This is a genomic window from Stutzerimonas chloritidismutans AW-1 (assembly GCF_000495915.1).
GTDB classification, from domain to species: Bacteria; Pseudomonadota; Gammaproteobacteria; order Pseudomonadales; family Pseudomonadaceae; genus Stutzerimonas; species Stutzerimonas chloritidismutans.
Genome location: NZ_AOFQ01000058.1, coordinates 26,087 through 39,153 on the forward strand (window position 1 = coordinate 26,087; position 13,067 = coordinate 39,153).

The 13,067-nt window shown below is 61.3% G+C and carries 6 protein-coding genes and 2 pseudogenes; 5 read left to right on the forward strand and 3 right to left on the reverse strand.

Features of this window, described 5'->3' with window-relative positions:
* Positions 1-40: 40 nt before the first annotated feature.
* From F753_RS43750 to F753_RS43765, 4 genes are all read left to right on the forward strand, one after another.
* Entirely contained in the window at positions 41-1,945 is a 1,905-nt protein-coding gene (locus F753_RS43750) for a DUF1302 domain-containing protein (protein WP_031298199.1), read from the forward strand.
* 30 nt (positions 1,946-1,975) lie between these two features.
* Positions 1,976-3,349 carry a DUF1329 domain-containing protein gene (locus F753_RS43755; RefSeq protein ID WP_023446491.1) on the forward strand — a complete coding sequence of 458 codons (1,374 nt, stop codon included), beginning with the start codon at positions 1,976-1,978 and terminating at the stop codon, positions 3,347-3,349.
* 330 nt (positions 3,350-3,679) lie between these two features.
* A complete protein-coding gene (locus F753_RS43760) occupies positions 3,680-6,019 on the forward strand; it encodes a LuxR C-terminal-related transcriptional regulator (RefSeq protein ID WP_023446492.1) in 2,340 nt (779 codons plus the stop codon).
* 178 nt (positions 6,020-6,197) lie between these two features.
* Positions 6,198-7,859, forward strand: coding sequence for a GMC family oxidoreductase (locus tag F753_RS43765; protein ID WP_023446493.1), 1,662 nt, complete (start codon positions 6,198-6,200; stop codon positions 7,857-7,859).
* A 12-nt stretch (positions 7,860-7,871) separates the two neighbouring features.
* Here F753_RS43765 and F753_RS49255 read toward each other — a convergent pair.
* A pseudogene (locus F753_RS49255) lies at positions 7,872-8,447 on the reverse strand (IS4 family transposase); the annotation flags it as partial.
* Positions 8,448-8,470: 23 nt separating this feature from the next.
* Here F753_RS49255 and F753_RS43775 point away from each other — a divergent pair.
* Positions 8,471-9,433: pseudogene (locus F753_RS43775) on the forward strand (GMC family oxidoreductase); the annotation flags it as partial.
* 45 nt (positions 9,434-9,478) lie between these two features.
* On the opposite strand, the gene F753_RS43780 reads toward F753_RS43775, so the two are convergent.
* Both F753_RS43780 and F753_RS43785 read right to left on the reverse strand, forming a co-directional pair.
* Entirely contained in the window at positions 9,479-10,486 is a 1,008-nt protein-coding gene (locus F753_RS43780; protein WP_023446496.1) for an AraC family transcriptional regulator, read from the reverse strand.
* Positions 10,487-10,665: 179 nt separating this feature from the next.
* Positions 10,666-12,639, reverse strand: coding sequence for a relaxase/mobilization nuclease and DUF3363 domain-containing protein (locus F753_RS43785; protein WP_023446497.1), 1,974 nt, complete (start codon positions 12,637-12,639; stop codon positions 10,666-10,668).
* Between the last annotated feature and the right edge of the window lie 428 nt (positions 12,640-13,067).

Sequence of the window (13,067 nt, forward strand, 5' to 3'; positions counted from 1 at the left end):
ACCTTTGCCGGCGATCAACCACCACACACAGGGGTAGCGCATGATTACAACAATAAGGCGCGCGAGTTTTCGACCGCATGCACTGGCGGCAGCAATCGCGCTGGGTCTCTCAAACGGAGTACAAGCAGCAACCTTCAATATTGGCGAGATTGAGGGCCAGCTCGACTCCTCGCTTTCCGTCGGAGCCAGTTGGTCGATGCGCGGCGCTGATCCGGAGCTGATCGGCGGCCACAACGGCGGCACGGGACTGTCGCAGACCTCCGACGACAGCCGTCTGAACTTCAAGAAGGGCGAAACCTTCTCCAAAATCTTCAAGGGCATCCACGATCTCGAACTGAGATACGGCGATAGCGGTGCCTTCATCCGCGGCAAGTATTGGTACGACTTCGAACTGAAGGATGAGCAGCGCCTGTTCAAGGGCATCGACGACCACAACCGCAAGGAGGGCGCTCAGGCGAGCGGCGCACAGCTCCTCGACGCCTTCGTTTACCACAACTATTTCATCAGCGGGCAACCTGGTTCCGTTCGCCTGGGCAAGCAGGTCGTGAGCTGGGGCGAGAGCACCTTTATCCTCAACTCGATCAACTCGATCAACCCAATCGACGCGGCAGCCTTCCGCCGACCGGGGGCGGAGATCAAGGAAGGCTTGATCCCGGTCAACATGTTCTATGTCTCGCAGAGCCTGACCGAGAACCTGTCCGCCGAGGTCTTCTACCAGTTGGAGTGGGATCAGACTGTCGTCGACAATTGCGGAACCTTCTTCGCTCAGTTCGACAGTGTGGCCGATGGGTGCGACGGCAATCTGAATGTTCTGACACCAGCATTGACACCCTTCGGCAATGCGCTCGGTTATCAGGCAACATCGGAAGGCGTAATCGTGCCACGCGACGGTGATCGCGACGCACGCGACGACGGCCAATGGGGTCTGGCGCTGCGCTATACCTTCGAGCCGCTGGATACCGAGTTCGGCGCTTATGCGATGAACTATCACAGCCGTACGCCGTTCCACAGTACCAGAGCAGCAGGTCAGGCTGAGTATCTGGAGTCCCTCGACGTGCTGCTAGGCAATGTCCCCGGGGTTCCAGGTGGCGTGCCAGGAATAGCCATCGCCAATGTGGCCGGCGGCAGCCAGTACTTCATGGAGTATCCAGAAGACATCCGCCTGTATGGCCTGAGCTTCGCCACCACTCTGCCTACCGGCACCGCATGGTCTGGCGAGGTCAGCTACCGCCCGAATGCTCCGGTGCAGCTCAACTCCACCGATGTGACTTACGCACCGGTTCGCGGCCTGGCGCAATTCGATCCCGCGTTCAGCCAGTACTCACTGCTGGGCGGCGATCCTGCCTCGATTCCCGGCAGTACCCTGCATGGCTACAACCGCAAGGAAATCACCCAATTCCAGACCACCTTTGTCCACTTCCTCGATCAGGTGATGGGAGCCGCGCGCGTGACCCTTATCGGCGAAGTCGGCGTGGTACACGTCGGCGGCCTGGAAAAGACCTCCGAGGCACGGTATGGCCGCGACACGGTGTTTGGTCCAGGCGAGTTGCCGGGCGTCCTGACCGGAGGCCTACCAAGCTGCACGGCGATCAACGCAGGAACCTTCGCCGGCACACCGGCTTTGGCCAATGCCAGCGCGCATTGCAACGATGACGGTTTCGTCACCAGCACGGCCTGGGGTTACCGCACCCGAGCCGTCTGGGACTACAACGACGTGTTCGCCGGGGTGAACCTCAAACCGAGCGTAGCCTTCTCGCATGACGTCGACGGCAATGGCCCCAACGGCCTGTTCACCGAAGGTTCCAAAGCCGTCAGCCTGGGCCTGGATGCCGAATACCAGAACACCTACACCACCAGCCTGTCCTATACGGATTTCTTCGGTGGCGATTACAACACCTCGATTGACCGCGACTTCCTGGCACTCAGCTTCGGCATGAGCTTCTAAGCGCAGAGCGGAATAACAATGGATAAGACGATGATCACCACCAAATTCCTTATGCAAACCGGTGCCCTGGCACTGTCTCTATTGGCCACCAGTGTGATAGCCAAGGTTTCCCCGGACGAAGCAGCCAAGCTGGGCGTCAACCTGACCCCGATCGGCGCAGAGAAGGCCGGAAACGCCGACGGCAGCATTCCCGAATGGACCGGCGGCCTGCCGACCAACGCCGGCGCGGTGGATGGCAAAGGTTTCCTGGCCGACCCCTTCGCCAGCGAGCAGCCGCTGTTCACCATCACTGCGAGCAATGTCGAGCAGTACAAGGACAAGCTATCGGCCGGCCAACTGGCGATGCTCAAGAGATACCCGGACACCTACAAGATTCCGGTGTACCCAACCCACCGCAGCGCAGTGCTGCCCGACGATATCTACGCGGCCACCAAGATCAGTGCACTCAATACCGAAGGCGTCGACGGCGGCAACGGCCTCAAGGGTTTCGGCGACAGCCGCTACTACGCCTTCCCAATCCCGAAGAGCGGCGTCGAGGTGGTGTGGAATCACGCCACCCGTTACCGCGGCGGTAATATCAAGCGTTACTTGACCCTCGTCCAGCCGCAGGTCAACGGCACCTTCAGCATGGTTCATCTCACCGACGAGGTGTCTTACCCAGCTAATCTTCCGGACTTGGACAAGCACAAGGCAGAGAACATCTTGTTCTACTTCATCCAGAACGTGACCGCTCCGGCACGCCAGGCGGGCAACGTGCTGCTGGTTCACGAGACCATCGACCAGGTCAAGGAGCCGCGCATGGCCTGGCTTTACAACGCGGGGCAACGCCGCGTACGCCGCGCACCTCAGGTGGCCTACGACAGTCCGCAGACTTCCTCCGATGGTTTGTCCACTACCGACAACTACGACATGTTCAACGGCGCCCCGGATCGCTACACCTGGGAGCTGGTCGGCAAGAAGGAACTGTACATCCCCTACAACAGCTACAAGCTGGACTCACCAAACCTGAAATACGAGGACATCCTCAAGCCCGGGCACATCAACCAGGACCTGACCCGCTACGAGCGGCACCGCGTCTGGGAAGTAGTGGCCAAGCTCAAGAGCGGCGAACGCCACATCTATGCCACGCGCCACATGTACTTTGATGAAGACAGCTGGCAGCTCGCGTTGGTAGATCACTACGATGGTCGAGGCCAACTATGGCGTGTGGGTGAGGGGCATATGCAGCAGTACTACCACAAGCAAGTACCCGGCTATACCGCCGAAACACTGTATGACCTGATTTCCGGCCGATACTCGGTGCTTGGCCTGAAGAACGAAGAGAAACAGAGCATCGAGTTCGGCGCCAAAGCCACCGCCTCCAGCTACACACCGGCGGCACTGCGTCAGGTCGGCGTGCGCTGATCCCTCCGTTGCTCTTCGTGCTACTCCGTGCTTAGGCGGCCCCAGGGCCGCCTTTTTTCTTTCCGAATTTGCCTCGCGGCGCCAAGCTCTGCAAGGATGATTCATCCCAGAACAAGATAGTCGAGCGCACCCATGGCACCCTCGCCACTCCCCCCCCTACATCCAGCCGACTTGCCGCGCTTCCCTCCGGGCCACCTGTCCCGCCCGCGCCTGCGCGACGCCTTGCTGCAGGCCAGCTGCCGCCTACGCCTGCTATGCGCCCCAGCCGGCAGCGGCAAGAGTGTATTACTCAGCGAATGTATGCGGCTAAAGCCAGAGGACACTCGCACAGTGCATCTCGACCTGCGTGGCCAGCCACTGGGCACCGAGTCTTTTGTGCAACGCCTGGGAGCGGCTCTAGGCATAGACGAGGTCTCCCAGGTCGCCATTGAGCGCCGCCTGCAGGAGCAGACGCAGCCGCTCTGGCTGATGCTCGACGATTACCCGCGCCTCCCCGACGCCTCGCTCGACCTGCTCTTGAACGAGCTGATTCTTGGCTCGTCAACCACGGTGCATTGGTGGATCGCCAGCCGGCGCCGGCCGCAACTGCAGCTAGCCAGACTGCTACTGGATGGAGAGCTGTTCGAGCTGGGCAGCCAGGAGCTGGCATTCAGCGAAAACGAACTGGGAGAGCTACTGCAGCTCGCAGGCCATCAATGGCCGCGATCAACCCAGTTGGAGCTACTGGAGCAAACCCATGGCTGGTGCGCAGGCCTGCGTGTGCGCCTACATGGCATCAAGCCAGGTCAGCCCTTGGCGGCCGACGGTAGCGGTGCGCTGCTTCTGGACTACCTCAAGCGCGAAGTGCTGAATGAGCTGCCCGACGATTGGCAGCAGGCCCTCTACACTCTGGCGCAGTTCCCGACCTTTGAGCGCGAGATGTGCGATCATCTGCTCGGTGTCGGCGAAGGAATGCAACTTCTGGAGCAGTTGCGCGATGCTGGCGTGTTCATTGAGGCTGCAAGCCAAGACGGCAGACTGCTTCGCGTACAGCCTGCCGTAGCCCTCCTCCTGCAAGGGCAGCTGCCGAGCAGCATGACCAAGGCCCTATTCCGCAAGGCGTGCCAGTGGTACATAAGCCGCGAGCAAATCCGCCCAGCGCTGGAATACGCGCTAAAAGCGGATCAGCCAGAAGTGGCCGCCAGCCTGATGCAACGCTACACCCAGGATCGCCTGCTCCAAGGCCGCGGCCTTGCTTTGCTACTGGAGTGGCGCCGAGAACTTCCAGCCTCTTTGCTCAGCTGCACCCCGCGACTGACCCTGCTCAATGCATGGGCCCTGTTACTCAGCGGTCGGCTCGACGAAGTCGCGGACTACTTGGTGGTGCTAGAGCAATTCCTACCACTGCCCGACGCACGACACCAACAGGAACTGATCGCTGAGTGGAAAGCTCTAGCTGGCAAACTGGCCTTTCACAGCGGTGATGCCGAACGAGCCCGCGTTCTGCTGGCTGAGGCTGTCGCTGAACTGCCTGAAAGAGCCTGGGGCCAGCGCCTCCTCTGTCATCTGGCACAGATCGATCAAGCACTTATTGAGGGGCACTTCGATCAGGCCCAAGAGTTCATCCGCGCGTCCATCAAGCAGGCCCGTGGGCACGCCAGCCTGGCCTTCGAAAGTCTAGTGGCACTGGAGCACGCCAAGCTGCTAGAAATCCGCGGCGAGCTGCTACGCGCAGAGACCTTGCTCAGCCGCCTATATACCGAGCTATCCGACGCCCGGGATGATATCGAGCCAAGCCCAATACGCGGCCGTACACAACTTCTGCGAGCGGGTCTGCTGTTACAACGTGGTTGCTACCAAGAAGCCGAAGCTGCTTTTACTTCAGGCCTGCAGGAATGTCAGGCTTGTGCCGACCCGGCTGCTGTCTGGGGCCACCTGGGTTTGGCTGAGCTGAGCGCCCTGCACGGCGATCTTGCCGACGCTTTCACTCGTATTGCCGATGCCGAGCGTCTAATGCAATACAGTCACATCAACGCAGAGCTCTATCAAGGCCTACTGTTGCTGACCAAGGCAAGACTATGGCTCAGTCAGGGCCGCCACGCGCAGGCCGAAAAGGCTCTGCGCGCCCTGCTAGTGAAGGGCCCCCGACTACCACCGTTCGGCGCTCCTGAACTCAACCTGCGCTTGCGCCTGTCACTGACCCAGGCACAGCTCGCCAGCGAGAAACCGGAACTGGCATTGGCCAACCTGCACGCACTGCTCAATCAGGCAATGGATGCGGGCCGCCGACCACTAGCCTGCGAGATCGGCTTCAGCCTGGCCGAAGGCCTCCACGCCAGCAACAGGCAAGCGCAAGCCAAGCAAGCTCTGCTTGATGCCCTAGCACTAGCCCGGCAAATGGGGTTGGCCAGCGTCGAGCGAGCCTTTGCTCAGCGCAACCCGGCGATGATGCGCTGGGCCGCCGATAGCAGCGGAGCTGGTGACGGCAGTCCAGCCGCCCTGCTAAGCAGGCGTGAGCTGGAGGTGCTCAAACTGATCGCTCAAGGCTGCTCCAACCAGCAGATCGCCGAGAGCCTGTTCATCTCTCTGCACACAGTGAAGACTCACGCCCAAAGCATAAATTTTAAGCTCGGCGTGGAACGCCGAACCCAGGCTGTGGCGCGCGCCAAGGAGCTTGGTCTGGCCGGCTGAACCCGATCCTGCTATCCCCGGCACTACGCCTTTACATGGAGCACCCGAACGACGCGGGTGTAGCGCTTGCCTGCGAGTCGTTAAAAGTCAAAAAATGGTCGTAATAAGCCAATAAAACCCCCGCCACAACCACTGAGAATTCCACTGTTGTCCTCGCCACCAATCGAGATCTGCACAGATGGAATTTGACTACATAATCGTCGGCGCCGGCTCTGCCGGCTGCGTATTGGCAAGTCGTCTGACGGAAGATGCGAGCGTGTCGGTCTGTCTGCTTGAAGCAGGCCCGAGCGACTGGCATCCCGCCATTCATGTACCCCTTGGCCTGCTGTGGATGATGCGCAGCTCAGGGATGAACTGGAACCTGGATACTCAGCCCGAACCGGAACTGGCCGGTCGCCGCTTGTTCTGGCCACGTGGCAAGACGCTGGGTGGCAGCAGCTCTTCCAACGCTATGTGCTACATCCGAGGTCACGCAAAAGACTACGATGACTGGGCCGCGCTGGGCTGTAAGGGGTGGTCCTTCAAGGAGGTGCTTCCCTACTTCAAGAAATCGGAGAATCAGGAGCGCGGTGCCGACGAGTTCCACGGCACGGGTGGCCCACTCAACGTAGCCGATCTAAGGTCGTCCAACGAACTGTGTCATGCCTTCGTCAAGGCCGGCGTCGAGGCTGGATATCCGCACAACCGGGACTTCAATGGAGCTCGGCAGGAGGGCGTCGGGTTCTTTCAAGTGACGCAGAAGAACGGCGAGCGTTGCAGCGCGGCGAAAGGCTATCTAACGCCTGTACGCGCCCGCCAGAATCTCACCGTTATTACGGGTGTCCAGGCCACGCGTATCCTGACCGAACTCAACCAGCGCGGCGTGCCGCGCGCCACAGGCGTTCAGTATGTGAAGGGGGGACGGCAACTCGCTGTGCAGGCCACACGCGAGGTGCTGCTGTCGGCAGGCGCCATCTTCAGTCCGCAATTGTTGATGCTGTCGGGCATCGGCGATAAGGCCGAACTGGCGGCTATGGGCATCGACTGCATCAAACATCTGCCGGGCGTGGGCAAGAACCTCCAGGATCACCTAGACGTGATGGTGGTGCAGCAGTCGCGCAAGCGGGTGTCCTACAACTTAGGTGTGGGCAACCTTGTCAAGGGGCCGTGGTTTCTCACTCGCTATGCGCTGCGGCGCGACGGCATATTAACCACTAACGGCGCGGAAGCCTGTGGCTTCATCAAGAGCGATGATCAGCAGGCCATTCCGGATCTGCAGTTCCACTTTACGTCAGCCAAGCTCAAGGATCACGGTCGCAACCTGAGCTTCCTGATGGGGCATGGCTATTCTCTGCATGTCTGCAATCTGCGGCCCCTGAGCCGTGGCACGGTCTCGATGGTTTCCAAAGATCCCTTGCAGCCCCCGGCCATCCATGCGAACTACCTGTCCCACCCGGATGACATCGCGAAGATGGTCAAGGGTGTCAAGCATGCGCGCAGGATCCTGTCGCAGGGGGCCATGGATAAATATCGTAGTGACGAGGTGCTGCCCGGCAAGACTGTTCAGAGCGATGCCGACATCGAGAAGTTCGTGCGCCAGTATGCGGAGACGATCTACCACCCCGTAGGTACCTGCAAGATGGGAGTGGACGATATGGCGGTTGTTGATCCGGAACTGCGCGTGCTGGGAATCGAGCAGCTACGCGTGGTCGATGCATCCGTCATGCCCTTGCTGGTCGGTGGCAATACCAACGCGCCCACTATCATGATTGCCGAGAAGGCCGCCGACATGATTGTGAACACCGATTATTCAACTCGGGAAAGTCGCGCCATGCGGGTCCAATTGTCAGGCTCGCTGTAGCCATAATGCTGTTCACTTAAGCGGAGAAGCATTGCGGTCAACCGGATAGCGGGTCTTGGAAATCTTCACCGTCCTGGGTCGTGAAGGCCTCGGGCGGTGATCGAGAAACAAGCCTGCTACTCCTACCCTTAGCGCCGACAAGCGCCTTCCTGTTACGGATAGCGGATTAGCTGCGGCCATTACGATCCGCTGCACGGCGATGTACTGGCAGACGGGCTTGAAGCGTATATCCGATGGCGTTCGGCCGAACGCCACTGCGGCCAGGCGCATTTCACTGCGCCGATAGGGACTCAACTGGGCATCCAGAATCAGGTACGAGCGCACATTCATCAGGGCCACTAGGCGCATCATGGGAAACGGTGTCTGGCACTCGGTTGAGGTGTTGCCAGAACCGAAGTGTTCGCGCAGCTCGGCAGAGTCTGAGGTGCGCAACAGCGCGCCATCGATGGCCAGAACCTGCAGCCCCTGCCAGCTGTCGCCGGCATAGCGCTCGCGGCCCCACTGGTTGCCCGTCTTGCGGAACAGCCATTCGACCGGGTCGGCGCCCAGCCGCTTGCGGGATTCCGTCACGCCACTTTTGGCCAGCAAGCAAACCGATCCGCCACCGCTAAAACCTCACCGTACTCACTGGCGCCCACGTCGAGCGTTTGATGCTGCAGGGCAAACAGGCTACTGGCGTGCAGGTTCTGATCAAGGGACGACGCTTGGAACTAAAGGCGCGCAAGGAAGTGCTGCTGGCCGCTGGCGCCTTCGGCAGCCCGCACCTGCTGATGCTATCTGGCGTAGGCCCGGAGGCCGAGCTGAAACCACTGGGTATCGCCATGCAACACGAACTGCCAGGCGTCGGCCAGAACCTGCAGGATCATCCGGATATCGTGCTCTGCTACAAAAGCAGCGATACCTCGCTGCTGGGCATCTCTCTCGGCGGTAGCATGAAGATGGGCAAGGCTCTGATCGACTACCTACGTAACCAAAAAGGCCCACTGGGAAGCAATTGTGCCGAAGGCGGCGGCTTCCTTAAAACAGCGCCCGACTTGACGCGCCCGGATATCCAGTTGCACTCGGTGATCGGCACAGTCGATGACCATAACCGCAAGCTTCACTGGGGCCACGGCTTCAGCTGCCATGTCTGCGTGCTGCGGCCCAAGAGTATCGGTAGCGTCGGCCTGACATCCTCGGACCCAAGCGCAGCACCGCGCATCGACCCCAACTTCCTTGGCCACGACGACGATGTACAGACGCTTCTCAAAGGCTATCGCATAGCTCGTGAGATAGCAGCACAAACTCCCATGGCGCGCTTTAGCCTCAAGGACATGTACAGCCAGAACCTGCACAGTGACGAACAGCTGATTGAATTGCTACGTCGCCGCACCGATTCCATCTACCACCCGATCGGCACCTGCAAGATGGGGCAGGACGAGATGACCGTGGTCGACAGCCAACTGCGAGTGCACGGCATTGAGGGCCTGCGAGTGATAGACGCCTCCATCATGCCGACCTTGGTCGGTGGCAACACCAACGCAGCCTCGATCATGATCGCCGAGCGCGGTGCCGAATGGGTAGCCTCTGCCTGAGGCGGATAACAACACAGAAAGACCCCGATGCACGGGGGTTGGGGCCTACTCTCTCTCCAACAGCTGACGGCGCCGCGCCCGTGGCGCCATGCTGAACCAACGTCGGCAAGCACGGTTGAACACACTCTGCTCGCTATAACCGAGCAAGCCGGCGACCTGTGACATCGGCATGTCCCGCTCGGCCAGGTAACAGTCGGCGCGCTCCCGGCGCACTGCCTCCAACAGGTTCTCGAATCCACTGCCCTGCTCAGCCAGGCGCCGCTGCAACACCCTCTCGTGCAACCCCAGCTGTTCGGCCACCAGCGGCAGGCGGCAACGCTGGGTCGGCAGCATGCGCAGGATGAGAAACTCCACCTGAGAGCGCAGGTCTTGAGGCCGTGCTGCATAGGCACTGAGGTACTGGACCAAGGTGCGGTAGAGCAACGGATCCTGAAGCTCGATGGCCTGTTCCAGCTGATCACGGCGAAGGACCAGGGCATTGCAATCCTGCCCATTGAAAACGCCAGTGTTGAAGTAACGGCGATAACGGGCGACGGGTAACGGACTGATGCCGCTGAATAGAACAGCCTGAGCGCTGAAGCTTGAGCCACAAAGCAGCTTCATCGTGTTGTGGGCAACCCCGATAGCCAGTTCCTGTAGCTGCCGTTGCTGTAGAGCGCCCGGTAAACGGATATCGATGCGCAATCGCGATGTCTCTGGCTCGCCGCTGTCCAGCTCAAGACGAATCCCTGGGCTGTGGTAGCCAATGAAACGGACTATTTCCTCCAAAGCCTGACCGACAGTTGCAGCACTGCGCGCGATCAGAGCGATCGGACCCAGTACATGCACGTCCTGATACTGAGCCATACGTAAACCGAAGTCGGGGCAGTCCAGAACCAACGCGGCGTGCTCCAGCACCTCAATAAACGAGCGAAGCGGAACGCGTGCCTCCTCATCCCCAAGCAACCGGGGGTCAATGTGGTACTGCCGCAACAAGGACTCAGACTGGCCACCCAACTGGCTCACCAGTTCGCTGAATCCCCAAAAGGAAGTGGTACGAATAAGAGTAGTCATGCTGACTGGAGTCCAATCACCATCAGAGCAGCCTCACAAGCCGTAAACAGCCCCTTCGTCAAAGACGCACCACCTGGCTGCAAATGGGCATGCCTACGAGACGCGCATTGTCGAATGCCTCTTAGCATACCCGCCACCATCAAGTATGAACTACCCCCGCTCCGGTAGGCATCCCCGGCCTATACACCCCGCGACCGACTGATTTCCCAGGACACGCCGCCACCGTGCACGGTGGCGGTAATCTGCTGCCCCAGGCGCTGTTCGATCACCGGTCTCCATGGCACCAGACTGAATCCTTTGCCATCATCCAGCACAGCGTAACGTCCACTGGCGAGCATGACGCTGCGCCGATAGATGCCGGCCATACGCTGCCCGTCGTCCATAGGCCGATGCTCCAACCCGGTTTCGGCTGCGATGCCCCGAGCGGCCTGGGCCAGCTCCCGGCCGCGCAGCGTCGCCAGCAGGTTACGCGCCAGGATCACGCGCTGACCTTGTCTCTCGGCCAGCCCCTGCTCGACCAGGAAGTCGGCACGCTGCTGCATGGCCTGCCTCACCTCACCAGCAAATCCGAGATCACCCAACCCTCGCCCGCCGCCGATCAGTTGCTGGTCCAGCCAGGTGGCTCCGATCATACGGGCCTGTCGCTCAATAGGTAGATGCGATTTCAGCTCCACAGACACTCCACCTAGACGCTGCGCGTCGTACTGGCGGCCACGCTCGGGCAGATCGTCAGGTACCTTCCAAAGCCCCTCAGCTATGCGTTCCACGATGCCGGCACGTCGCAGGGCTTCCAGACGGCGGACGTGGGCCGCGACGATTTCCTGCGGGGCACAGCCATCCTTAGCCTGCCCTTGGGCAATCGCAAGGTGATGATCTGTGCGGTACAGGCCGTCACTCGACAGCGCGACGATGGTACGGTCGGCCACGCGTATCTCGGCCGAGGCACGCACCTCCACCACCGATCCTGCGGGATAGTTCGCCAGTTCGTCGCGGGCATTGAGAGAAACGTAGTGGGCCTTGCCGTCGGCCCCATCTATGACCAGGTAAGCCCGGTCACGCAGCTCGTCGGCCAGCCCCTTGGCGGCCACCCGGCCGATCACCGCACGCGCCCCCTCACCCGGCTCGAACACCGCCAAATCACGCGACTGGCCGCTCATGGCGCGCTGCAGGGTGCGGATGATGTCACCCCGCTCGCCCAGCACACGCAAGGTCTTCTCCGCATCGTCCTGAACGATCCAGATGCCGGGCCGAACCTCATCGGCCAAGCCCATACGCTGCAAGCACTGCAGGCGGCCGATCAGCAACAGCCGCTGGCGCTGCAGCCGCGGTTCGTTGAGGCGTTCGATCTGCAGCAGGCCCTCGCCACCAGCCTCACGCTGCAGGGTGCGATCCAGGCTCGTCCAGCGCTCCTGTTCTACTTCGCGCTGCAGGGTCTGTTGGATCTCCAGCTCGGTGCGCGGCCCCAGCCATTCGGTAGTGAGTTCAGCGGCCCGGTGACGGAAGCCATGGGCGATGTAATCGCTCGCGATGATGAGGTCCTTGCCGGTATCGTCACGCCCGCGCAATACGATATGGGTATGCGGGCTATCGGTGTTCCAATGATCCACCGCCACCCAATCCAGCCTCGTGCCCAGGTCAGCCTCCATGCGCCCCATCAGTTGCCGGGTGTAGGTACGCAAGTCGTCCAGCTCGGCACCATCCTCGGGTGCGACGATGAAGCGGAAATGGTGTCTGTCGTCGGTGCAGCGCTCCCTGAAGGCGCCGAGGTCGGCATCGTCCGCCTGCGGCCCGTAGGCCCTCCCCGGTTCGCCATCACGACCGGCGCCGTCGCGCTCGATGTAGCGCAGATGCTTGACCAGCGATTGCGGGCTGGCCTGGCGCTGATTGACCAGCAAAGTCTTGATGGTCACCCGGCGCGAGAATGGCGTGAGCGAGGCGCCGGCGAAACGTGCCGCCGTGTACCCTCGCCCCAGCCGCGAGCCGGGCCGCTGGCCGGCGTGTTGCCCCTTGCTGCCGGCCAGTGCCGGCCGGCGCACAGCCGACTTGCCGCCGGCCTTGCCGACCTGCTTGAGCACCTTGGACACGAAGCACTTGTCGCGGTTTTTCGGCGCGCTGGGGCGCACGCGGAAATCGTCACCGCGTCGTTCGGTCATGACTGCTCCCTCGGTAAGCCAGGGCGTGTTCTGGCGTGCGAAGCACGCGGACATGCCGGCATCTGCGCGTGCTGCATGCACCACACGGCACGGCGGCGAAACCGCACCGTGCCGCTCCTCCCCCACGTGCAGACTGAAGTTGCGGGAGGCCAAGTGCCGCCCCCTTTTGTCTTGCCTTCCGCCTTTGCCTCTCGCATGCGCTCCAGGCGTCGTCGGCCCGGAGGCGTTACGCTGCTCGAAGCCAGTCCACCGGCGAACGCTGTGACGGCCACGGGCCGCGTGCGCTCGAGGCAAGACGCCTGCACATTGGACGAATGCGCCGGAGGTTGCGCGAAGCGCGGTGCGAACGCACCTGTACGGCACGCGCAAAGACACGGCGACAGCCAGCAGGGCGACACGCCGGATGGCACGACGAAGTGCAGCAAGTC